Annotated in this window: 18 protein-coding genes; 13 read left to right on the top strand and 5 right to left on the bottom strand. The window is 35.0% G+C overall.

The features are described 5' to 3' along the window. Nucleotides 1-4: 4 nt before the first annotated feature. The 3 genes from LKL37_RS09615 to LKL37_RS09605 all read left to right on the top strand — a co-directional run bounded on the left by LKL37_RS09615 (nucleotide 5) and on the right by LKL37_RS09605 (nucleotide 3,001). Nucleotides 5-913, top strand: coding sequence for a hypothetical protein (locus LKL37_RS09615; protein ID WP_431610335.1), 909 nt, complete (start codon nucleotides 5-7; stop codon nucleotides 911-913). Between the two features lie 73 nt (nucleotides 914-986). Further along, on the top strand, nucleotides 987-1,964 hold the full coding sequence (locus LKL37_RS09610; RefSeq protein WP_431610334.1) for a polyprenyl synthetase family protein: 978 nt from the start codon (nucleotides 987-989) through the stop codon (nucleotides 1,962-1,964). A gap of 242 nt (nucleotides 1,965-2,206) precedes the next feature. Then, the gene (locus LKL37_RS09605; RefSeq protein ID WP_431610332.1) at nucleotides 2,207-3,001 is read left to right on the top strand and encodes a hypothetical protein; all 795 of its coding nucleotides are present in this window, start codon (nucleotides 2,207-2,209) and stop codon (nucleotides 2,999-3,001) included. Nucleotides 3,002-3,253: 252 nt separating this feature from the next. On the opposite strand, the gene LKL37_RS09600 is transcribed toward LKL37_RS09605, so the two are convergent. Beyond that, nucleotides 3,254-3,547 carry a hypothetical protein gene (locus LKL37_RS09600; RefSeq protein ID WP_047421833.1) on the bottom strand — a complete coding sequence of 98 codons (294 nt, stop codon included), beginning with the start codon at nucleotides 3,545-3,547 and terminating at the stop codon, nucleotides 3,254-3,256. A gap of 138 nt (nucleotides 3,548-3,685) precedes the next feature. Between LKL37_RS09600 and LKL37_RS09595 the strand changes: the two genes are divergently transcribed. Further along, nucleotides 3,686-6,118, top strand: a complete 2,433-nt coding sequence (locus LKL37_RS09595) for an alpha-ketoacid dehydrogenase subunit alpha/beta (protein ID WP_431610330.1) — start codon at nucleotides 3,686-3,688, stop codon at nucleotides 6,116-6,118. A 54-nt stretch (nucleotides 6,119-6,172) separates the two neighbouring features. Here LKL37_RS09595 and LKL37_RS09590 read toward each other — a convergent pair whose 3' ends face one another. Together LKL37_RS09590 and LKL37_RS09585 are read right to left on the bottom strand one after the other, a co-directional pair. Continuing rightward, nucleotides 6,173-6,589, bottom strand: coding sequence for a carboxymuconolactone decarboxylase family protein (locus tag LKL37_RS09590; protein ID WP_431610328.1), 417 nt, complete (start codon nucleotides 6,587-6,589; stop codon nucleotides 6,173-6,175). A 125-nt stretch (nucleotides 6,590-6,714) separates the two neighbouring features. Then, on the bottom strand, nucleotides 6,715-7,098 hold the full coding sequence (locus tag LKL37_RS09585; protein ID WP_431610327.1) for a winged helix-turn-helix transcriptional regulator: 384 nt from the start codon (nucleotides 7,096-7,098) through the stop codon (nucleotides 6,715-6,717). Nucleotides 7,099-7,265: 167 nt separating this feature from the next. On the opposite strand from LKL37_RS09585, the gene LKL37_RS09580 reads away from it, so the two are divergent. Further along, nucleotides 7,266-8,327 carry an NADH:flavin oxidoreductase gene (locus LKL37_RS09580; protein ID WP_431610326.1) on the top strand — a complete coding sequence of 354 codons (1,062 nt, stop codon included), beginning with the start codon at nucleotides 7,266-7,268 and terminating at the stop codon, nucleotides 8,325-8,327. A gap of 223 nt (nucleotides 8,328-8,550) precedes the next feature. On the opposite strand, the gene LKL37_RS09575 is transcribed toward LKL37_RS09580, so the two are convergent. After that, nucleotides 8,551-8,715, bottom strand: coding sequence for a bacteriocin-like protein (locus LKL37_RS09575; protein ID WP_157885757.1), 165 nt, complete (start codon nucleotides 8,713-8,715; stop codon nucleotides 8,551-8,553). 195 nt (nucleotides 8,716-8,910) lie between these two features. Next, entirely contained in the window at nucleotides 8,911-10,113 is a 1,203-nt protein-coding gene (locus LKL37_RS09570; RefSeq protein ID WP_431610325.1) for an aminopeptidase C, read from the bottom strand. A gap of 197 nt (nucleotides 10,114-10,310) precedes the next feature. On the opposite strand from LKL37_RS09570, the gene LKL37_RS09565 reads away from it, so the two are divergent. The 8 genes from LKL37_RS09565 to LKL37_RS09530 all read left to right on the top strand — a co-directional run bounded on the left by LKL37_RS09565 (nucleotide 10,311) and on the right by LKL37_RS09530 (nucleotide 23,344). Further along, nucleotides 10,311-10,829: an RNA polymerase sigma factor gene (locus LKL37_RS09565; RefSeq protein ID WP_431610324.1), complete on the top strand. Its 519-nt coding sequence runs from the start codon at nucleotides 10,311-10,313 to the stop codon at nucleotides 10,827-10,829. A gap of 12 nt (nucleotides 10,830-10,841) precedes the next feature. Further along, nucleotides 10,842-13,157 carry a T9SS type A sorting domain-containing protein gene (locus tag LKL37_RS09560; protein ID WP_431610323.1) on the top strand — a complete coding sequence of 772 codons (2,316 nt, stop codon included), beginning with the start codon at nucleotides 10,842-10,844 and terminating at the stop codon, nucleotides 13,155-13,157. A 66-nt stretch (nucleotides 13,158-13,223) separates the two neighbouring features. Further along, nucleotides 13,224-15,989: a hypothetical protein gene (locus tag LKL37_RS09555; RefSeq protein WP_431610322.1), complete on the top strand. Its 2,766-nt coding sequence runs from the start codon at nucleotides 13,224-13,226 to the stop codon at nucleotides 15,987-15,989. A 3-nt stretch (nucleotides 15,990-15,992) separates the two neighbouring features. After that, entirely contained in the window at nucleotides 15,993-20,516 is a 4,524-nt protein-coding gene (locus tag LKL37_RS09550) for a TonB-dependent receptor plug domain-containing protein (protein ID WP_431610321.1), read from the top strand. 132 nt (nucleotides 20,517-20,648) lie between these two features. Then, nucleotides 20,649-21,152, top strand: coding sequence for a GbsR/MarR family transcriptional regulator (locus tag LKL37_RS09545; protein ID WP_047388136.1), 504 nt, complete (start codon nucleotides 20,649-20,651; stop codon nucleotides 21,150-21,152). 79 nt (nucleotides 21,153-21,231) lie between these two features. Then, entirely contained in the window at nucleotides 21,232-22,176 is a 945-nt protein-coding gene (locus LKL37_RS09540; RefSeq protein WP_431610320.1) for a hypothetical protein, read from the top strand. Further along, a complete protein-coding gene (locus tag LKL37_RS09535; RefSeq protein WP_431610319.1) occupies nucleotides 22,169-22,831 on the top strand; it encodes a class I SAM-dependent methyltransferase in 663 nt (220 codons plus the stop codon). Before LKL37_RS09540 ends, LKL37_RS09535 begins: the two co-directional genes overlap by 8 nt. A gap of 132 nt (nucleotides 22,832-22,963) precedes the next feature. Further along, nucleotides 22,964-23,344, top strand: a complete 381-nt coding sequence (locus LKL37_RS09530) for a hypothetical protein (protein WP_431610318.1) — start codon at nucleotides 22,964-22,966, stop codon at nucleotides 23,342-23,344. The last annotated feature ends 4 nt before the right edge of the window (nucleotides 23,345-23,348 follow it).

The raw sequence follows: 23,348 nt of genomic DNA, 5'->3' as shown, positions 1-23,348 counted from the left end.
TATTATGAAAAAATTCCTTCTGATTGTTTCTCTTATCGCCGTTCAATCTGCATTTTCACAGCAGGCCGACTTTCTGAAAATAAAAAAATACAGAGTTAATTATCTGAATGATAAAATTGAAGAAACTTCAGGGCTGAATATTTTAAACGGAAAACTGTATACATTCAATGATAGCGGAAACCCGGCTGAGCTTTTTGAAATTGATAAAAAGAATGGGGAAATTATCAGAATACTGAAAACCAATTTAATCAATACAGATTGGGAAGCTTTGACCAATGATGGCGAAAATTTTTATATCGGAGATTTTGGAAACAATGCCGGAACAAGAAAGGATCTCATGATTTACAAAGTTCCTTATGGACGTCTTGATATGTCTAATGTAACTAAGATTCCTGGTTCAGAAAGAGCTTTAGATGGGACAAAAATTCTTTTTTATTATCCCGAGCAGACTGAATTCATTTCTAAAAATACAAAGAATGACTTCGATGCAGAAGCCATGATTTATTTAAATGGAAAGCTGCATATATTTACCAAAGAATGGGCATCAAAAGCAACCTCCCATTATATCGTAGATCCTGAAATTTCAGAACTGCAAAAGGCAGAAAAAACAGAAACCTATAAAACAGGTTTTGTGGTAACGGATGCTTCTTACTTTGATAAAAAACTTTATTTGATAGGATATACCAAGAAAACAGAAGTTTTTTTAGATGTTTTTACAGAAACTGAGCCCGGAATATTTTTTAAACAAAAACCTAAACATTATTACCTGGGAACCGCTCTTTCATTATCACAGATTGAAGGTATAAGTGTAGACGAAACCGGAATTTATATCTCCGGTGAAAAGTTCAGGTCTCCACTAGGAACTACAAAACCCTCATTTTATTTTATCCCGAAAGATGAACTGAAAGATTAATTTTATCTTAAAATTGAGCGAAAAAAATTATCTTTGTGAGAATTAATAATTATTCACCCAGCATTCGCAGATTGTGGCAAATACAGTAGAAGAGATTAAACGACCGATCAATGATGAAATGAAACTTTTTGAACAGAAGTTTTATGAATCAATGCAAAGTAAAGTAGCTTTATTAGATAAAGTAACCCGTTTTATTGTTACCACAAAAGGTAAGCAGATGCGTCCTATGTTTGTATTTCTTTGTGCTAAACTGGTAGGGGAGGTGACGGAAAAAACGTATCGTGGTGCTTCCATGATCGAGCTGATCCATACTGCTACTCTGGTGCATGATGATGTGGTAGATGAAAGTTTTAAACGTCGTAATTTCTTTTCAATCAATGCTTTGTGGAAGAATAAAATTGCGGTTTTGGTAGGGGATTATCTTTTGTCAAAATCTGTTTTACTTTCTACAGACCATAAAGATTATGACCTGCTTGGAGTAATTTCCAGAACAATCCGTGAAATGTCCGAAGGAGAGCTTCTTCAGCTCGAAAAAGCCAGAAAGCTTGATATTACTGAAGATGTTTATTATGAAATTATCCGCCAGAAAACGGCGACTCTGATTGCTGCGTGTTGTGAAATAGGAGTTCTTTCCAATAATGCAGACGAAGCCCTTGCCAAGAAGATGATGGATTTCGGAACCTTTACAGGAATGGCATTCCAGATCAAAGACGACCTTTTCGATTATTTAAGTTCAAACGTGATCGGTAAGCCTGTAGGAATTGATATTAAGGAACAGAAAATGACTCTGCCTTTGATTCATACCCTGAAGACTGCCAGCGAAAAAGACAGAAAATATTATTTCGAAACTATAAAACGTTATAATAATAATCCCAAACGCGTAAAAGAGCTTATAGAATTTGTTAAAAGCTCTGGTGGGCTGGAATATTCCATTACAGTGATGAAAGACTTCCTGCAGAAAGCGAAAAATATTCTGAACGAGTTTCCGGATTCTGAAGCAAGAAAATCGTTACATATTATGCTCGATTATGTAATTGAACGAAAATTTTAATTATCTTTCTTTCATGCTCAAATGTTTTTACTATCACCTGATATGCTTCATTTAATGATGAAAATTTAAGGAGCATAAAAAACAATATACCTATAATAATTCAAATTATTGGGATAAAAAAATCGCTTTTTTAAGTACTTGTAAACTAATATGTTAAATAATTTAATAAAAATTTAAGTTTATAATCCATTGATTTCCAGTGTTGTTTTTATATATTTGTGGTCATAAAAAAACAACAAATAATGAAAAAAATGCAAATAATGATGATAGCATGTGCTATCAGTTCAAGCTTTCTTACGTACGCACAAGTGGGTATAGGTACTCAAAATCCCCAGGCAAGTTTTCATATTGACGGTTCCAAAGATAATCCTGCTACAGGAATTCCTTCTGCAGCTCAACAGGATAATGATTTTAGTGTGACTTCAACTGCTAAAGTAGGGATAGGGACAACTTCTCCAACTGAAAAGTTAGACGTAGCGTCCGGAAATGCCCGTATCCGTAATATTAATTCGAATGTAGGTATTGGAGGAACTGACAGAATTGTTGTGGCTGATGCTACTGGAGTACTGAAGACTATGGATTTTACTGCTTATTCATTGTTTCATGCACGTTTAGCTGCTAATCAGAACATCAGTTCTTCAACAATTACTACTTTATTATTCGCTACACCGATAGCAACTTCTCCTTTCTTTTCTTATAATACCGGAACTGGCGTAATGACATTTAATCAGCCCGGGAATTATCTGGTAACGTTACAGGCAAGTTTTACCAATATGCCTGCAGATACTCAGCTGCTCATTGGTATTAGACCTGTACCGGATGCGAATTATCTGGGAAGAGGAAGCCATTATAATGCGGTTGCAGCTTCAGGAACGGTAGGTGAGCTGATGAACTATACAACCGTAGTTGTTGCTCCCACAGCGGGGTATCAGATACGTTTTACAGCAGCTCCCAATCAAAATGCTACAATTATTGCAACAGAAACAGGATCTACGGGAAGTGGAAATGTTACCAATGTAACTGTTCAGAAGATATAATTCGATCTTTACAGTACAATTAAAACTATAAAGTGTTTTGTATATGTTTTCGGGAAACTGAAAACGTATGCAGAACACTTTCTCTTTTATATTGAACCAGTTCAAAAATAAAAATAAATCTGAACAGAATTATAAAAGTTCAGAGAATACATATATAAGGATATGGAATTAACATGATAAGATTCCCGGATTACGATGTCGGAAAATCATTATGTATTACCATGGATTATGTAATTGAGCGAAAATTTTAAGTTAAATAATTTTCAGGGTTACAATAATAACTGCTAGGACTATACAAAATAAAGCGATTAAAAATAAATAATCCGCAATACCCTCAAAGGTGGATTCGCGCTTTTCAATTTTAGTTCTGATGGCCAGAAAAGAAAAGAAACAGCTGCATGCGAAAAGAATACAGGCAAATCCGGCAAATTCGTCCAAATACGTACTCTGACTGATCTTAGAAATTTTCAATGAGGTAATAATAATCAAGGAAAATCCTAAAAGATTGCTCGAAGCGTTCAAAATGTGAGGTGACTTTTTTTCCATCATTTACAATTTTTATCAAAATAAAGCACAATTTTTTTTATTATCAAATTTTTAAAAAAGATTATTAAAAATTAAAATTAATTTAAAAAGTGTATATTAGCAAAATACTTGAAGATTAAAAAACTTTTTTACTTAGCTATGCAAACAACCTATATTGAAACACAGCAAATATCCTTTCAAGATTTTAAAAATCAAATACTTGAAGACTACAGGTTAGGAAGGATTTCTCGTGAAATGTCTTATCTCGGAAGGAGAGAAGTACTCACTGGAAAAGCTAAATTCGGAATTTTTGGGGATGGAAAAGAACTTCCTCAGCTTGCAATGGCGAAAGTTTTCAGAAATGGAGACTTCCGTTCAGGATATTACAGGGATCAGACTTTTGCATTGGCAATAGATGCCTTATCAGTAGAAAGTTTCTTTGCACAGATGTATGCAGATACAAGTGTGGAAAGAGAGCCTGCTTCAGCTGGAAGACAGATGAACGGGCATTTCGCAACAAGAAGTTTAAATGAAGACGGAAGCTGGAAAGATTTGACAGCTCAGAAAAATATTTCTTCCGATATTTCTCCTACAGCCGGACAGATGCCAAGATTATTAGGACTGGCTCAGGCTTCTACAATCTATAAAAGTGTAAAATTTGACGGGTCAGAAAAATTCTCAAGAGAAGGTAACGAAATTGCTTTCGGAACCATTGGGGATGCTTCTACAGCAGAAGGACACTTCTGGGAGACTCTGAATGCAGCTTGTGCTCTTCAGGTTCCTATGATTGTTTCTATCTGGGATGACGGATACGGAATTTCGGTTCCTACTAAAAACCAGAGAGCAAAAGGGGACATCAGTGAAATGCTGAGCGGTTTCCAGAGAAAAGAAGGCGAAAATCAGGGGTGTGAGATTATCCAGGTGAAAGCTTGGGATTATCCTGCATTATTAGATGCATATGCTAAGGCAGAACATTTTGCAAGAACAGAAAGTGTACCGGTAGTAGTGCATGTGATTGACGTTACCCAGCCTCAGGGACACTCTACATCCGGATCTCATGAAAGATATAAAAACGAAGAGCGTCTGGCTTGGGAAGCCGAGTATGACGGACTTGCAAAATTCAAAGAGTGGATTCTGAACTATTCTATTGAAATTGAAGGAAAAGAAGAAGTCATTGCTACTACTGAAGAGCTGGAAGCAATAGATGATGAAGCCAAAAAGATTGCAAAAGCAGGACAGAAAACGGCTTGGGAAAACTATCAAAAAGCTATTTCAGAACTTATTCAGTCTATTTTACCTTTAGTAGAAAATCTTAAAGGTCAGAATGCTGAAGTGGAAACGTATATTGCTAACTTCAACAAATTGGTTTCAAAAGCTAAGAAAGATATCTTCCATTTGGTAAGAAAAGCTTTACTGGCTACAAGAGGTACAAACTCAGCAGAAAGAACTCAACTAATGCAGAAATACAATGAAGTGGCTGCTGTTGAAAAAGACAATTATTCTTCTCACTTATACTCTCAGTCTGAATGGAAAGCTGAAAATATTCAGGAAATCAAGCCTGTTTATTCTGACAGTTCAGAAGATGTAGACGGAAGAGTAGTGATCAGAAACAATTTTGACAAAATTTTTGAAAAATATCCTGAAACCCTAATCTTTGGAGAAGATACCGGAAATATCGGTGACGTAAACCAGGGATTGGAAGGAATGCAGGAAAAATACGGTGCTTTACGTATCGCTGATACAGGAATCCGTGAAGCAACGATCCTTGGACAGGGAATTGGTATGGCAATGAGAGGTTTGAGACCAATCGCTGAAATCCAATACTTAGACTATGTTCTTTACTGTTTACAGGGAATGAGTGATGATCTGGCAACAGTACATTACAGAACCAAGGGAGGCCAAAAAGCTCCATTGATCATCAGAACAAGAGGCCACAGATTAGAAGGAATCTGGCACTCAGGTTCTCCAATGGCAGGTATTCTGAACCTTTCAAAAGGGATTTTAGTATTGGTGCCTAGAAACCTTACAAAAGCAGCAGGATTCTACAACACAATGCTTCAGACGGACGAACCTGCAATCATCGTAGAATGTCTGAACGGATACAGATTAAAAGAGAAACAACCGGATAACTTAGGAGAATTCACTGTTCCTGTAGGGAAAATTGAAGTAACTAAAGAAGGAAAAGATGTTACTTTGGTAACGTACGGTTCTACATGGAGAATTGTAACGGAAGCAGCTAACGAATTGGAAAAATTAGGAATTTCTGCAGAAGTGATTGATATCCAATCATTGATTCCTTTCGATTTATCTCATGAAATTGCTGAAAGTGTTAAGAAAACCAACAGATTAGTCGTAATTGACGAAGATGTGGAAGGTGGAACTACTGGATTCATCTTACAGCAGATCCTTGAAAAACAGAAAGCATTCAGATATCTGGATTCAGATCCGTTGACAATCTCTGCCAATGATCACAGACCTGCTTACGCAAGTGATGGTGACTACTTCAGTAAGCCGTCCACAGACGATATGGTAGAAAAGATCTACGCAATGTTTAATGAAACAAATCCTCAGAAATATCCAGCGATATTCTAATTGGGATTACAATAAAAACATCGGGCTTTCAGATTTCTGAAAGCCCGATGTTTTTTAATCTTCTTCCGCCAAAGTAATTCTCAGCTTATTCAAAGTATTCATTAAGGTAATACTTGCCGTGAGTTCTACAATTTCCCGTTCGCTAAAATAGAGCTTAAGTTGTTCTTTGATTTTATTCCAATGATCATTTCCACCTGTTACTGCTTCAGCCCAGCTTAAAGCCAGCTTTTGCTGATCATTAAAGACATTGGTATGTTTCCAGCCCGGAAGTCTGTTGATGATATCCTGCTCAAAGCCAAAATCAGATAATTCTTTAGCATGATAGCTGCAGCAATACGCACATCCATTGATTTGAGAGACGCGCAGCTCCACAAGGGCTATCAATTTTTCATCAATACCGGATTTTCTAATGCTGTGGTGAGCTCTATACAGATTTCCAATAGTTTCTTTTGCAATTTCTTTGTAATTCATAATGAATATTTTTCTGCAAATTTGCAACAGAAATGGTTTTGAACCTATATACTTACTTTTTCGTTCTATACTTACCTTTTGGAAAGTAACTTTATATGATATTTTATTTTAAAATAAAAAAGCCATTAAACATTGACAGCCTTTTTCGTTTTTTTATCTACCAGACTACAATCTTCATTGTATTGTCCTTTCACCTGATATTTAGCTTCCCATTCTTCCAGTAAATATAAAATCGGTAATAAAGCCAATCCCTTTTCTGTAAGAGAATATTCTACTCTTGGAGGAAGTTCTTTAAACTCTTCACGGACAACCAGTCCATCAGCTTCCATTTCCCTCAGTTGATCAGTCAATACCTTTCTGGAAATGACATTAATGCGTACTGCCAGTTCCCCGAAACGTAATTTCCTGTCTTTAATAACAAGAACAATAATAGGCTTCCATTTGCTTCCCAAAGCGGCCATTGCCTTGCCCAGAGGACAACTGTATTGCATTAATTCATTCTTTTTCATAAGGAGAAATTTATTTTAAATAAGGGTACGGAACCTAGGTTTCATAAGTTACTTTGATGTTACTAATGTAAGTTACTGCGAAGTTACCACTATTTTTTTAATGAAAGATACAAAAATAAACTATTATTAGTTACTTTGTGTAACAATTATAAAATATAAATTTAAATATGAGCACATCATCATTATTTAAACCGTTTCAATACAAGAATTTACAGCTTAAAAATAGAATTGTAATGGCTCCAATGACCAGAGCGCAATCTGATAATGGAGTACCTACACAGAATATCGCAGATTATTATGGAAGAAGAGCTGCTTCAGAAGTAGGATTGATTCTTTCTGAAGGAACTGTGATCAACAGACCGGGATCAAAAAATATGCAGAACATTCCTGATTTTTATGGAACTGAAGCTTTAAACGGATGGAAAAACGTCATTGATACCGTTCATCAGAATGGTGGTAAAATGGGTCCTCAGATCTGGCATGTAGGAGATACAAGAATGTCTGAAGACTATCCGTTGGTTCCAATGGAAAAGGCTTCCACGATGACGATTGAAGATATTCAGGATACTATTGCACAGTTTGCAGCCTCTGCAAAATCAGCGAAAGATCTTGGTTTCGACTGTATTGAAATTCATGGCGCTCACGGATATCTTATCGATCAGTTTTTCTGGGAAGTAACCAATACAAGAACTGACGAATACGGAGGTAAAACACTAAAAGAAAGAAGCAGATTTGCTGTAGAAGTAGTAAAAGCGATCAGAGCAGCAGTAGGAGAGGATTTCACTATCATTATCCGTCTTTCACAATGGAAACAGCAGGATTATAAAACCAGACTGGCATTCACTCCAAATGAAATGGAAGAATGGTTATTGCCATTAAAAGAAGCTGGAGTAGATATTTTCCACTGTTCACAACGTCGTTTCTGGGAACCGGAATTTGAAGGTTCTGACATAAACTTTGCAGGATGGGCTAAAAAAATTACCGGACAGCCAACCATTACAGTAGGTTCTGTAGGCTTAAACGGAGATTTCCTGAATGCTTTTGCAGGACAGGGAACAGAAAAAACTGATCTTACGGAACTGATCAGAAGACTTGACAATGAAGAATTTGATCTTGTTGCAGTAGGAAGAGCTATCTTACAGGACCACCAGTGGGTACAGAAGATCAAAGAAGGGAATACTGAAAGCCTTCTTGACTTTTCGGCAGAAAGTATGGGCGTTTTATTTTAATATCAATAATGAATCGAAATTCGCTTCGTAGTTAATTTTTTTACAGCATAATTTAATCACTGCGAAGTAAAATTGACGATGCAACCAGATATTAAATCAGCATAATTCACTTTATTTTATATTTAATTTTCACCTATTTATTAAAGAACCCGATTTCAGACATTCTGAAATCGGGTTTTTATTGGCTTTTTATAAACAATTTCTAAAAGCTTTGAATTCCTTTTTATAAGAATCTGCATCCTGTTGCAGCAGGTTCACATGACCAATAGGCAGGAACTCCATTTTCAGCTTTATGTCGGCATGCAACAGTATCGCCTTCGCATTGTGGAGCATTTCCTCCGATGATGTTCTTTAATGTTGATTTTGTTAATTTCTTTAGATTTTTCATGTTAATTAGTTTGTTGATTCATACAAATATAATATTTTTTGTGAATCAAACAATACTTTGCACCAAAATGGGAAATATATTCTTTCAAATTGCATATTCTAAAAATAAACCCGCTTACAGAATTTCCGGAAGCGGGTTTTAACAGATTTAAATATCTAAAACTGCCATTAAACCGGCAGAAATGATTTCTTTATCTTATAAACCAATATTTTTAGTTGGTTTTAATTGCTTTAAGATGCTTTTCGGGATGGCATTTTTGTGAACAAGAATTGCTGTTGATTTGTATTCAACATAAGGTCTTGTTACATAAAGATATCCGGCAAAATCATTGGTTACTCCCCATGAGTTTTTCACCATATAATATTCTTTACCAGTTTGGTCCTTTGCCAAACCTACAATATGCATACCGTGATCATCCGTTGTAGAAAGGTTGTTCAATGCTTTCTGACGCATGTCTTCAGTGATGGTTTTATCTTTTTTAGGCTCTGTAAACAAAGTCTGCTTGTTTTCTGCAGTAATCTGATCAAGCTCCATATCCGGAACGTAAGCTACCCCGTTTTTATAAGAAAAATAAGGCTCAGAAACGTCAGTTGCCCAACCTACAGAATATCCTTTAGTTACAGCATTGTCAATGATTGCAGTAAGATCTTTCATCGGGACATTCCAGTCAGAATCGTGGCTCCAGTTATCAGGAATCGGAACTACAAATTTCTCATAATAAGCATAATCTTTATAAGAAGATAATTCTACATAATCTTCAGGATTGATTCCTACTACTTCCTTAGCAAATGTTTTCGGAGTGTAATTTTTCCCTTCATAGGTGAAGTTAGCAGGTACTTTTCCTAAATATTCATCAAGAATAGCATCTACAGAATCCATCCAGTTATCTGTCAGTTTTCCTTTCGAAGAAGCCTGAACAAGACTGTCAAGAACTGGCTTTAGTTTCCCCTGCATTTCCTTGAAGTTGTTTGTAGTCTGTCCGGATTTTAACCCAGTATAAACATCCTGAGGAACCGCACCGTACTTTTTGTACATATTGATTACATCGTGAAGTTCTCCTCCGTCACCCCAGCTGATAGCACCATTATTCAAAACGTATAATTTTGCTTTATCGTGGTAAGAGTTTCTTGCTGTAAAGATTTCGGCAATATCTACAGGTTTTTTGCCCATTCTCTGCATTTCAGATTCAAGGAAAGAGTTTCCTGAGTAGCTCCAGCAAGTTCCTGATGAACCCTGGTTCTTTACAGAAGTTGCTCCAACGTCTTTTAACGTTGTGAACTGAAAATTAGCATTTTGTGATTGGTTGTTTTTTAACTTGTTGATTAAGTCATCTTGGGCAAACATCATACTTCCTGCAGACAAAACAAAAAGTAATGATGCAATTTTGGCATTTTTCATTACTATAAAAAGATTATTTATATTAATAGTCGTTGATAATAGAGATTTGTTACACAGGGAAAAGTTAAATTTGAAATTAAAAAAAATACTAAAAAACTGATTTTTAAATTTATTTTTTCTCCATTTTACTAAAAAAGTTGATCATGTTTCCAACCCTTTTAAAAGTTTCTGCATCTATAATAGTATAACTCCTGACTATGGAACAAGAATTATTATTGGAATGCCAGCGTAGCGACCGTAATGCCCAGCGGAAAGTTTACGAGAAAATGGCGGGCAGGCTCTACTCAGTCTGCAGACGCTATTTGAAAAACGATGAAGATATAGAAGAAGTATTAGCCGATACATTCTATAAAATCTTTACGAAAATTAGCCAGCTTCAGAATGCTGAAACCTTTGAAGCATGGGCTAGAAAAATTGCGGTAAACGAGTGCCTGCAGAAATTAAGAACCAGTAAAGGGCTGTTTATTTCCCTGGAAGAAAACTTCATTGATCATTCTGAAGGAACTACAGAAAGTCTTTCCCTGGAAAAAGATATTTTGAGTTTACTGAACTTTCTCCCGGAAGGCTGCAGAGCAATCTTTAATCTTTTCGCTATTGAAGGATATCCTCATAAGGAAATAGCTGCCATGCTTTCCATCAGTGAAGGAACTTCAAAATCCCAGCTCAATTTTGCAAGAAAGAAGCTGCAGGAACTTTTAGTGAATCAAAACATTTAAACTTTTACAACAATGGAAAATAATCATATAGACCAACAATTCAATGAAGCTTCTAAGCTTTCAGAAGAACCAACAGTTTTTCCTGGTTTTGAAAAAGTATGGGAAAAAGTTGAAGAGAAACTAGATAAAAAAGAAGATAAAAAGAGAATAATTCCTTTTTGGCTGCCGTATGGTATTGCTGCAAGTCTGGTGATTGGCCTAGGGGCTTTTTATTTTATGAATAAAAAAGAAACTGCAGAACCTTTAAAACCAATAATAGCAGAGAATACAACGTCAAGAGGACCTATTAGCAAAACGGATATTGCAAAAATAGACCGTACCATAAAAGAGAATATCAGAAAAGAAGAATTGCCTGGATCTGTACCTCTTCCTTTACCAAATCAACCTTCATCTATTGTAGGAATAGATGTATACAAGTCTCCACCTACCTGCAATCTACCGCCAGTGGCAGCTCCCGATAGAATAGTTTCCTCTTTACCGAAAGTATATAGTGATACTTTAAAAACACAAAGTATTGATGAAGTTGTTGTCACTGCATTAGGGATTAAAAAGAGTTATAAATCCGTTGCTGCATCTTCAACGGTTATGATTGCTTCTACAGATAAATCTTCTGTGCGTCCTCCGGCTGCAGTATCTTCATTGTCAGGAAGTGTTGCTGGGTTAGAAGTAGTAACTGGGACTAAACGACCTGGTGAAATACTGATTAGAGGAGCTAAGAGTATAGACGGTCATTCAGTGAGTCCTTTATATGTAGTTGACGGAGTTATAATAGGCAGAAAATCTGATTTTTTTAATACACTTGATCCTAAAAAGATTAAAGAAGTAAAAGTCATAAAAGATGCAGAAGCTACAGCCTTATATGGAAGTAAAGCAACTAATGGCGTGGTTGTGATCACAACAAAAGGACTGTCCAGAGCTGAAATAGAAAACTTAAAAAAAATATCGTCAGATAGTATAAAAGAACCCTCAAAAGAAGATGAAGAACCGGAAAAGATACTTCCTAAAGCAGGTCAGCTGACAGCCGGAGAAGTAAATGATTTTTCTAAATGGGAGTATTGGACAGATATTGCAGTTCCAACCCTTGATCAATATAAAAATACCTGGAAGTTTTTTCCTGATAACAGGGTTTCTGTTCAATTGGTAAACCGGGATAAAAAACCAGTGGTAGGTGAAAAAGTAAAATTGTTGGATGATAAGAAAAATGTTATTTGGGAAGCCGTTTCAGATAACCTGGGCAATGTAGAACTATGGATATCACAAATGACGGATGAAAGCACAGACTCAGGGAAATATTATTTATCTGATGGTTCAGGACAGGTAATCAGTAGTAACCTCAGAACATTTAAAAATGGACAAAACCTGATAATAGTAGATAAGCAATGTCTGCAAAAACGTGTACTGGATCTTGCTTTTGTGGTGGATGCAACAGGCTCTATGGGTGATGAAATTTCTTATCTTCAATCTGAGCTTTTGGATGTGTTAAAAAAGATCGAAGGAAAACTTAAGAATACTACAGTAAGATATGGTTCTGTTTTCTACAGAGACCAAGGGGATGAATATGTAACCCGGAAATTTGATTTTTCAGATAAAGCAGAAGATCTCGTTGGATTTATAAAAAAACAGAATGCCGGAGGTGGTGGAGATACCCCTGAAGCTGTTGTGGAAGCTTTGAAAGTTTCTGTTGACGAGTTGAAATGGAGTAATGAAAATTCAACCAAAATTATGTTTTTAATTCTGGACGCGCCGCCACACCATTCAGAACAGAATATAAAGGAACTTTATAGTAAAATAAAAGCTGCAGCAAAAAAAGGTATTACAATTATTCCACTGGCTGCCAGTGATACAGATAAACAAACGGAATACCTTATGCGGACATTTGCATTACTTACAAATGGCACATATACATTCCTTACAGATGACAGTGGAATAGGGAACAGCCATATAAAACCCACCATAGATTCTTATGAGGTTGAAAAACTGAATGATTTATTATTAAGATTAATCCTTCAAAGAGCCGTTTTGCCAGAATGCAGCACAGGAATTTCAAATGATAATATTAATAAAAAAATGCAGACAGAAATTGACAGTCAGACGGATAGTAAAACTGTTATATTTCCAAATCCTACAAAAGGTTTGCTACAGATAAAGACGACAAAAGAAATTGATGAATTATTTCTCTATGATCTTGCAGGGAAAATTATTATGAGAAAAGAAAAATTGCCAGAAGGTAAAAACACGATTGATTTAACTTATTATCCCCAAGGAATTTATCTTGTACGTATTCATACCAATGACCAATGGGAAACGTTTAAGGTCATTAAAAATTAACTGTCATGAAAAAAGAAATTTCCCCGGAAATTTCTTTTTTGCTATTTTTAAGCATACTAATAACTGATGAAAAAGAATTATTTGCTGTTATTGCCATTTACCATTACCATTTTACAGGCACAGAATTCACAATTATATTATTCCGGAAAATTTTTAACATCTAAAAATAAGGCACAGAATTTTTTAAAAATTCATAATAAAAACAGTGGGGTCTATGAACTTACTGATGAGAAAGGATTTGCTATCATTGCAGCCCAACCGTATGATACACTGGTGTGGAATCAAGGGAAGAATACCCATGTTATTGCTTCGTACGAGCTCAGGGAATTAAAATCAATTCTGGAAAATCAGACGGCAAAGAAAAGTGTAGACAATATCTACAGTAAAGATTATGACAGTCTGGTTTCAAAAGAAGTTAAAGATGAATTCAGTATTGAAAAGGCGAAGACATATTTAAGTAAAAATTCCTATCCTTATTTTAGTGAAATAAGAAAATTAAGGCAAAAAAATGATAGTATTTATGTTTTAAAAAACCTCAGTCAGAGAACATTCGTGTTGAATGGGAACTTTACCACTTCTGTTGATATTAAAAGCAGGAATGCCATTCCCGGAACTCAAAATAGGTATGTACAGGGAAGATCTGAAAATGGAAATCTTATCTGGAAAGGCCCTGAAACCAATGAAATGTACAGTTTCGGCCCTGATATTTCTACGTTGGGATTTAATGGATTGCCTTATGAATACGATCTGAATGGAAAATTAACACCCTGGATCGGCGGACTTCAGCGTGCCCAAAAATATAATAACAATCTTTTTAAAACAACTGTTGGTTATAATAATCAGCTGAATGTAAGTGCTTTTATAAAAGAAGGAAGTGATGAAAAAATTCGTCTTTCTTTTAATTTGGGGCAGCAAAAGAACCAGACCTATTTCATCGATCAGTTTGATATTGCCAATACCTTTAAAACAAAGCTGAATACAAATTTTGGCGGATATTTTATCAATCTTATTTTTAATTACCAAGAAGATAAAGCTACAAATACCAACAGAATAGGACTGTTCAACAGAGCCTATCAGAATTCATTGCTAACTCCTATTTCTTTTTCGAATGAACAGAATGCTTTCCTAAATAATGGTTTACAGAGAAGTTACAGTAAATATGCAGACAACCCTTCATTTCTTTTTGAACTGGACAGCAAATACCGATATCAGAACAGACAAAGACAGTTTAGTCTTAATCTTGTTAAAGCATGGGGAGATTTTAGATTGAATCTCAATCAATCTTATGAAAATGACAATATTGGGAACTGGGATCAGTATAAACCTTCTACGTATGGCTTCAGCAGCGGAATTTTTAATGAAAGGATTCAAAATAACAGCCTGTACCACTCTAATGTATTGGGAACTTATACATTGGGAGATTATAATTTTAGAAATATATTCAGCCTGAATTTTATTTTAAACGATAGGAAATCAGATGTTTATAATAGCCTTGTTAATCAAAAGTATCTCTACCAGAGAACTTCACAGGATCACATTTTTAATTATAATATGGACATCCAGGATTATGACTTTGAAGCAGGTTTTAACCTTGGAAATTCATTTTACATTTCCAATACCTCCCTTAAAAACAGCTACTGGCTGCCAAGAACTAATTTCTATGTAAAATTTAAAGATATCTTTTGGAATAATTACAATTTTAAGCTGCTTGGAAGTTATACCCAATTAAGCTCCGAACCGGATATTACAAGGTCATATGCGTCATATGCCACAACATTATTGAACGCAGAAAACTATAATCAATATTTTCCGGTACAGGAAGTGGAAAATTTCAGAGGGTTATCCAATATCAATACTAAAGAATGGAAAATAGGAGCGAAACTCAACCTTGGCTATAACATAAGCGTAGATGGAGAGTATTTCAATAAAAAGAATACAGACGATATATTTCCTGTTTTTGAAAACAATCAGTTAAAACTAAAAAACATTGCCGATCATACTTACAGTGGGTATGAATTCAATTTTACCTATGAAGGGTTACGTCTTGGATATGATGTAAATACAACCCACAAAGTCTCCTTTTTCAAGTATAAAGATATCGTAGACAGGATAGCTTCCGGATATCAGAATCTGGCAGTTTCAGGGTTCAAAGATATTTACAAAACATTGTCGGAAGGACAGGTTTTGGGTGCTGTGATGGGAAGTTATTTTGAAAGGAATGCTGCCGGACAATTGATTATTGATGAGTTTGGATTCCCCAAAAAGGCAGACGGGATGAAAATAATTGCAGATCCTACACCGGATTTTGTAATGAAGTTCAATCACAATTTTGTTTATAAAAACTTTTCTCTGGATATCAATTGGGAATGGAAAAAAGGCGGCCAGCTCTGGAACGGGACACAGGCAGTTCTTGATTATTATGGACGTTCTGAGAACTCTGGCGAAGAAAGAAGTATTAAAAACTATGTTTTCGAAGGTGTGCAGGCGAATGGAACGGTTAATCAGATTCCTGTAGATTTTTATGATCCCAATCGCAATGTTCAGGAAAACAGATGGTCAAGGTATGGTTATCTTGGTGTGGCGGAAAACTATGTTCAAAAGGCTGATTATATAAGAATCAACAATATTTCATTGTCTTCAGATTTTCCGATTAACAATAGAAAACAGAATCTAAGACTCACTTTTTATGTGAATAATATAATGCTTTGGCAAGCCAGTAAAGGCGTAGATCCTAATCAGAATTTTTATGATATGGACAACGGAAGAGGACTGGATTTTTTCAACCTTCCGTCTTTTAAAACATTCGGATGTATTGTTTCACTTAGATTTTAACTTATGAATTTCAAATTTATATCACCCTATATCATCCTCTTGAGCTTATTATTATCAACGATTTCTCTAAAAGCTCAGCAATCATTTCAGGATTTTGAAAAAGAGAAAACTTATATTCAGACCAATCACGTTTTTTATAAACCCGGAGAGGAAATGTATTTTAAAATATACGTGGTAAAAGGAAATAATAACCTTCCGGCAGAAGACAGCAGAGTTGTTAATTTTGAAATCATTGATCCGTCAGGAAGTGTTGTGAAAAAATTAAAATATGAAATTACCAATGGCTATGCCCAGGGCTATTTCTATTTTGATGAAGACATGAAAGGCGGAATTTATAAAGTCAGAGCCTATACCAACTGGATGCAGAATGAAGAAGGGAAAAATATTTTCGAAAAAGAAATTACCCTCCAGAAAATAGTATCACCAAGGATTCTCATGAAACTGGATTTTCCTAAAAAAGGATATGGTCCGGGAGATGAGGTGACCGCTGACTTTTCCATGAGAAGTCTTAGCAGTCTTCCAATTCCTTTTTACGAAGCAGATTATACGGTAATGCATAATGGAGAGAGCATTTCTGCAGGAAAACTGATTACCGATAAAGATGGGAAAAAACTTTTGACTTTTAAGCTTCCTGAAGTTTTGAAATCTTCAGATGCCCTTTTAAATATCAAAGTGAATTTTGACGGATTTACAGAATCTATTTCCAGAAATATCCCAATTGTTCTGAATAATCTGGATGTGAAATTCTTACCAGAAGGAGGAACTTTTATTAATGGAATAGAACAGAATATAGCTTTTAAAATTCTTGATGAGTTTGAAAAACCTGTAGATGCTGTTTTAGTTGTTTACAATCAGAATCATGAAAAAATAAAAGAAATTTCAGCCTACAATTTCGGCATGGGAAGCTTCCGTTTTACCCCTAAAAGAGGAGAAACTTATTATGCTAAAGTTATAAAACCAGACAATATAGCCCAGATTTTTAACTTACCAGTAGCAAAAAATGAAGGATTGGTGTTGAATGTTCAAAATGAGAACACAAAACTGAGTTTCACCATCATTTCAACAGAGGAAAAAACGATTACCCTGAAAGGAAGTTTCCGTGGAAAAGAAGTGTACGGCAAAGAAATTCTGTTAAAAAAAGGAATGAATTCTTTGGAAATTGAAGCAAAAGACTTCCCGAAAGGAATTTGCAGATTTACTGTTCTGGAAAACAATATTCCAGTTGCAGAACGTATTGTTTTCACCAATAAAAAGAACCAGCTCAATATAAAGGTTACTCCGGTGAAAAAACATTATCAGCCAAGAGAAAAAGTTATTCTGAATATTGAAACTACCGATGAAAATAATAAACCCGTTCCTGCCAACCTCGGAATGAGCGTGGTAGATGATAAGCTTTGGACATATGCAGACGATAAGCAGAATCATCTCATCTCATGGCTTTTGATGGACTCTGAACTGAAAGGGAAAATTGAAAAACCTCAGTTTTACTTCGATAAAAAAGAAGAAAAAGCTGATAAAAGCCTTGATCTTGTTATGCTGACGAATGGTTACAGATATTTCGAATTGATCCCCGAAATACTGAAGACCAACAAATACAAATACCTTCCCGAAAAGAAAAATACTATTTACGGTATAGTGGAAGATGAGAACACGAAAACAGTAAAAGCTGATGTTTTTCTTGTAGGCACTAATGATAAAAAGATTCTTAAGCAGACCATTGCGGAAAATGGGAAGTTTTATTTTTCAGATTTAAATGCAGGAAATTCATACAAAATTATTGCAAAATCTTATCAGCCTAAGCAGAAACTGAAAATCAGAATTTTATCTTATAATCTGGATATTAATCCTTTAGAAAAACAAAAACTATCCAATATAGATGTTGAAGAAATTATAAAGGAAGCCGAAAAAAAGGAAGAAACAAAAACAGAAAACAGAAACAACACCAGTCAGGTAAATCGTCCGGGAAGATCAAAAACTGATACAATCAGTAGAAATAAGAGTATTGAAGAAGTCGTAGTATTAGGATATAGTTCAATAGCTAAGAGCAAAAGTATTGTGGCATCCAATACCATAACATCTTCTTTAGAAATTCAAAATCCTAATGTGGCTTCATTACTAAGTGGAAAAGCTGCCGGAATAACCATAACCCCTGTTGGACAGGCTGGAGCGAATGCACAAATAAGAATAAGAGGAGAAGCCTCCGTTAGCAACAAATATCCATTATTTGTCGTTGATGGAACACCCGTCGAAAATTTTAATACAACTATCAACCCCAATGATATCAACAGTATCACCGTCCTGAAAGACGCTGCCGCTACCGCTATTTACGGAAGCAGAGCTTCAAATGGAGTGGTGATTATTAACTCTTATAAAAATGGAAGTTCGCAAATCAAATGGGATATCACTCCGAAATCTTATATTGCTGTAGAAACTGTGCCATATGGAAGACTCATATCATACGCTGGCACAAGAGAATTTGCTTATCCGGAATATGAAACCACCAACACTTCCTACCGTTTTGATTACAGAGAAGCGCTTTACTGGAATCCAGTGTTAGAAACCGATAAAAAAGGGAAGGCAAAAGTAGAGTTTTATAATTCAGATGCCAATTCTACTTTTAGAGTGATGACAGAAGGTATTTCTGCAACAGGGCTTTTAGGTAGAAATGAAACCACTTATGCTGCACAGAGCCTTATTTCACTGGATGCTAAAATTCCACAATATCTAACGAGAACGGATCAGATGGTGATTCCTGTAGTGATTAAAAATAATTCTTCCGAAACACGTAAAATGACCATGGAGGTGATTGTTCCCAATCATGTCAAATTGATCAGTTCTGACAGTCTGATTACTCTGAAACCATTAGAATCAGGAAAGTTATTTGTCAAAATGCAGGCCGATGAGATTATCAATTCTGATATTCAGTTTTCAGTAAGATCCGGAGATTTCAGAGAAACAATGATTCTTCCGTTTAAAGCAGAAGAAAAGGGATTCCCACATCGGTTTTCCATCATCAATAATAAAACAGAAGATCTGAAAATCAATATTCCGGAGCATATCAACGGAAGTTTCTATTCATCTTATTATGTATTTGAAAACGCTGCTTTACAGATGTTTGCAGATATTGAGCAGCTGAAGAAAGAACCTTACGGATGTTTTGAACAGCTTTCTTCAACAGTGTATCCTACTATTTTTATTCTGGATTATTTAAAATCGGCTAAAAAAATAGATACAGCAACGGAAAATCTGGTGATTAAAAACCTTAAAAAAGGTTTCCAGAAAATGCTGAGCTATAAAAATAAAGATGGAGGGATCGGATATTTCAGTTCTGAAGAATCAGACGTGGCACTTTCTGCATTTGCATTATTGGAATTTACAGAATTAAAGAAATATGTAAACCCGGATGCTAAAATTATTCAGGGACTTTCTTCATTTATTTTATCCAGAAAAAGCGGAAACGGATTATTTGAAGTCAGAAGACCCTATGAATCCAAAAAAACGTATTCCGAATATTCCTGGTCGAGAAATATGTACGTTGTTTATGCTTTATCCAAACTGGGCTTCAAAAATGAAATAGAAGATACCTTTCAGGTCACGCTAAAAAGAGCTATGACTACAAAAGATACGTATCAGCTGGCTTTACTTGCCAATGCGGCTGCAGATCTTGGAAAACAACAGGAATATGACGATCTGATGAAAATTCTGGACAAGCAGTATGAAGCGAAGAATATAAAATCTGAAATCACTTTTACAGGTTCATGGGGAAGGTCTGCAGAGGCGGAAGCCCTTTCATTGTATATTATGGCACTTCAGAAAGATGAAAAACTAAACCAGTTGAAAATTGCAGAAGCAGTAGATATGTTGATTGCTTTCGATGGGTATTTTGGATTCGGTTCTACCCAGGCAACTACACTGGCAATACAGGCGCTGTCTGAGTTTTTCTCTAAAAATGAAAAAATATATGGAACTGAAAAGCCTGTTATCAAGATTAATCAGGCACAAATTTCTCCTATGATCAGTTTTTCGTCAGCATTTAAAGCTGGAGGAAATGATATCAGTATTCATTATCCGTCACAAAAAGGACTGCCTTATAAACTGGGATACCAGTATTATACCCTGCAGGCTCCGGAAAGCAAAGATATTCCTCTTACTATGGAAACAAAACTGAAATCCGGGATATCAAAAGTAGGGGAGACCAACAGAATGACTGTTACCATTAAAAACAAAATCAATGGCCAGCTGCCCATGACAATAGCCAAAATAGGTATTCCGGCGGGACTTACCCTTCAAAATGCATTATTGAAAGATCTTATTGATAAAAAACAAGTCTCTTACTATGAAATTTTTGACAACTATCTTGTTTTGTACTGGGAGCATTTCGATGCTGAGGAAATAAAAACCATTAACCTTGATCTTAAAGTAGAATTTGCAGGAACTTATACCGGAAAATCGAGCAATGTATATCTGTATTACATGCCGGAAGCTAAGTATTGGAATCAGGGAATAACTACGGAAATAGAACCTTAATTTTAAATTTTATTAACCCCAAACAGACATTCTCAGGGATGTCTGTTTTATTTTAAAAATTAATTTTCAAAAATTATTGAAAATTCAAAAAATATAATTACATTTGTTACAGAAATTAAAAAAGGAAACAAAATGCAACTTTCAGAAGCAAAAGAAAAATATATTCAAACCTGGGGAACCTTTGCTACCAATTGGGGAATCAACCGTACGATGGCACAGGTGCATGCGCTGCTTCTGGCAAGTGGAAGGCCTCTTTCTACCGATGAGGTAATGGAACAGCTGGAGATTTCAAGAGGAAATGCCAATATGAATCTTCGTGCCCTGATAGATTGGGGAATCGTGAAAAAAGAATTTGTGAAAGGCGACCGTAAAGAATACTTCGTAGCAGAAAAAGATGTCTGGTACCTGTTCAAACAAATTACAAAAGAACGCAGAAAAAGAGAAATAGAACCCGTGATTTCCTTTCTAGAAGAGTTAAAAAATATTGAGGATAAAGATTCGGAAGAAGCTCAGGAGTTTATCAAGCTAATGAACGATTTCAGCTCTGTAACCGGGAAAATCAATAATATCATGGATCTGGCGATAAAAAGTGATGATCATTGGCTGGTAGGAAAGATTACCAATCTGTTGAAATAAAGAACAAAAGAGGGTGAAAATCCTTTTTTATTTCAATTTAATTTTCAAAAATTACTGAAAATATAAAACTTATAATATCATGAAGAATTTTTTCAAAAAATACCTTTATTTAAGCCTGTTTCTAACAGTTGTTTTAATTGCTGGTATATGGTTTTTTCTGGTTACTGAAGGCGAGTACGGTGTAACTCTATTTTTTACCATTCCGGTTTCTATAGGATTTATCATTGGATATGTAAAGTATTTTAAAAGAATCGGGTTGGCGAATATTCTGAAGACCATCTTTAAAATAGTATTAGGATTAGTTATTTTCTCTGTGATCTTAATAGCAGCCGGAACAGAAGGAGCTATTTGCATTATTATGGCTATTCCATTTATCGGCTTTGCCATGTTCGTGGGTTTTACGATTGGTTTTATTATTGGGGTTCTTGATGAGAAAAGAAATACGGGAAGTGTTATAGTATTCATTCTTTTTATTAATCCGGCATCTTATATTTTTGATACCTATACAAAACCCATTGAGGAGACTATTACAACAGAAATGATTGTAAACTCTTCAAATGATAAAGTCTGGAAACTTTTAAATACACAAATCAATTTCAATACCCCTGATTTTATTCTGTTTGAAAAAGGAGTTAGCTATCCAAAGAATATAAAACTGGTAGATGAAAACGGAAAATTAGGCTATAGCTGCAAGACCAATAATGATGAATTACAACTTAATATTGATGAGTTTATAGAAAATAAAAAAGTAAAATTCTCTTTGGAAAATCAAACCGTTCCAATGAAAGAGATAACACCTTATGAAGATATTGATGCCAAGCATTTACGTGATTATTTTATCGTGAATTATGGCGAAATTACTTTAGATAAACTGTCAGAAAATAAAACAAAAATAATAGCAAAAACAAAATACAGTTACAAAATAGCACCCACATGGTACTGGAAAAAATGGTCCGGCTATATCATTGATAAAATGCAAACCCATGTATTACAATCTATAAAAACACAATCTGAAAATGAATGATCTGCAACAATATTTTGACCGCCTGCAACCCAGATATTATATTAACGAAATTGCATCTCTAGGGTTTACCAGACTGTTCAGAAAGATGGCCGTTCAAAAGGTAAAAAGCTATGGAGACAAAAGAGTGTTGGATCTGATGAGCGGACAGGGAGAAAATCTGGAATTTATCCAATCTCACAATAAAAATACCGCCATTGTAGCACTGGATTATTCTTCAGCAATGCATATGAAACTGGCTGCAACATTTGGAAATAAGCTATCAATACAACAGATCCAGAAAGATTTTTTTGAAAGCCAGATTCCGGATCATTCTATGGACATCATACTTTGCTCTTACGGAACAAAGACAATAGAAGAAGATCAGAAACCAATTTTTGCCGACAGACTGTCAAGAATCATTGATGAAAAAGGAGAAATCATCATTGTAGAATTTGTAAAACCGAAAACAAAGTGGAGATTCAGCTGTGTGAAATGGTATATCGAAGTACTTGTTTCAAAGCTTTTTGGAAACGAATTTGGAAAACTGTTTCACTATATCAACAAAAATGAAAGCCTTGAAGATCTTAAAAATCAATTTATCAAAAACAGACTTTCTATCCTATCTCACAAAAGATATCTGGATCTGGTTGAAATTCTTCATGTGAGAAGAAACTAGTTTTTTATTTGAATTTATATTTCAAAAATTACTGAATATTTTAAATGAATAATAATTATGAAAAATTTAATCATTCACTTATTCCTGATTATTTATTTCAGAAGAAAAGGATCACTTTAAATGATAACGACCATGAAAACATTTACAAAATATGATTACTACACTCAGTTGTTCTTCATCATAGTAGGACCCCAGGCTTTTATATTTGGTGGTTTGTCGGGATTTGTTCTGTTTTATTTTATAGTAGGAATTCCACAATTGATAAGCTTTCTGATCAAGCTATTTCTTGGAACAAAAAAATCAGTGTTATATGTAGCCTATGGGATTGTAATAGTGCCGATTTGGATTATTATAACAGTGTTGCTTATAGAGAAAAATATCAATGATTTTTTTGGATATGTTTTAATGATCTCCCTTCTATATAGTCCAGTGATGGCAGCTGCATATGTGTATGATTGTTATAAGATGTATGAGCCATACAAACATCATTCTGAAAACCATTTAAAAAATTAAAAAC

Origin of the sequence: Chryseobacterium sp. 'Rf worker isolate 10' (assembly GCF_050753305.1) — a bacterium.
GTDB lineage: Bacteria > Bacteroidota > Bacteroidia > Flavobacteriales > Weeksellaceae > Chryseobacterium.
The sequence above is the reverse complement of the archived record's forward strand: the minus strand, read 5'-3'. Positions and strand labels throughout refer to the sequence as shown.

Bases quoted from the DNA above. Each gene is read 5' to 3' on its own strand.
- LKL37_RS09615 (WP_431610335.1), top strand. From the start codon at position 5: ATGAAAAAATTCCTTCTGATTGTTTCTCTTATCGCCGTTCAATCTGCA.
- LKL37_RS09605 (WP_431610332.1), top strand. From the start codon at position 2,207: ATGAAAAAAATGCAAATAATGATGATAGCATGTGCTATCAGTTCAAGC.
- LKL37_RS09600 (WP_047421833.1), bottom strand. From the start codon at position 3,547: ATGGAAAAAAAGTCACCTCACATTTTGAACGCTTCGAGCAATCTTTTA.
- LKL37_RS09595 (WP_431610330.1), top strand. From the start codon at position 3,686: ATGCAAACAACCTATATTGAAACACAGCAAATATCCTTTCAAGATTTT.
- LKL37_RS09590 (WP_431610328.1), bottom strand. From the start codon at position 6,589: ATGAATTACAAAGAAATTGCAAAAGAAACTATTGGAAATCTGTATAGA.
- LKL37_RS09585 (WP_431610327.1), bottom strand. From the start codon at position 7,098: ATGAAAAAGAATGAATTAATGCAATACAGTTGTCCTCTGGGCAAGGCA.
- LKL37_RS09580 (WP_431610326.1), top strand. From the start codon at position 7,266: ATGAGCACATCATCATTATTTAAACCGTTTCAATACAAGAATTTACAG.
- LKL37_RS09575 (WP_157885757.1), bottom strand. From the start codon at position 8,715: ATGAAAAATCTAAAGAAATTAACAAAATCAACATTAAAGAACATCATC.
- LKL37_RS09570 (WP_431610325.1), bottom strand. From the start codon at position 10,113: ATGAAAAATGCCAAAATTGCATCATTACTTTTTGTTTTGTCTGCAGGA.
- LKL37_RS09565 (WP_431610324.1), top strand. From the start codon at position 10,311: ATGGAACAAGAATTATTATTGGAATGCCAGCGTAGCGACCGTAATGCC.
- LKL37_RS09560 (WP_431610323.1), top strand. From the start codon at position 10,842: ATGGAAAATAATCATATAGACCAACAATTCAATGAAGCTTCTAAGCTT.
- LKL37_RS09555 (WP_431610322.1), top strand. From the start codon at position 13,224: ATGAAAAAGAATTATTTGCTGTTATTGCCATTTACCATTACCATTTTA.
- LKL37_RS09550 (WP_431610321.1), top strand. From the start codon at position 15,993: ATGAATTTCAAATTTATATCACCCTATATCATCCTCTTGAGCTTATTA.
- LKL37_RS09545 (WP_047388136.1), top strand. From the start codon at position 20,649: ATGCAACTTTCAGAAGCAAAAGAAAAATATATTCAAACCTGGGGAACC.
- LKL37_RS09540 (WP_431610320.1), top strand. From the start codon at position 21,232: ATGAAGAATTTTTTCAAAAAATACCTTTATTTAAGCCTGTTTCTAACA.
- LKL37_RS09535 (WP_431610319.1), top strand. From the start codon at position 22,169: ATGAATGATCTGCAACAATATTTTGACCGCCTGCAACCCAGATATTAT.
- LKL37_RS09530 (WP_431610318.1), top strand. From the start codon at position 22,964: ATGAAAACATTTACAAAATATGATTACTACACTCAGTTGTTCTTCATC.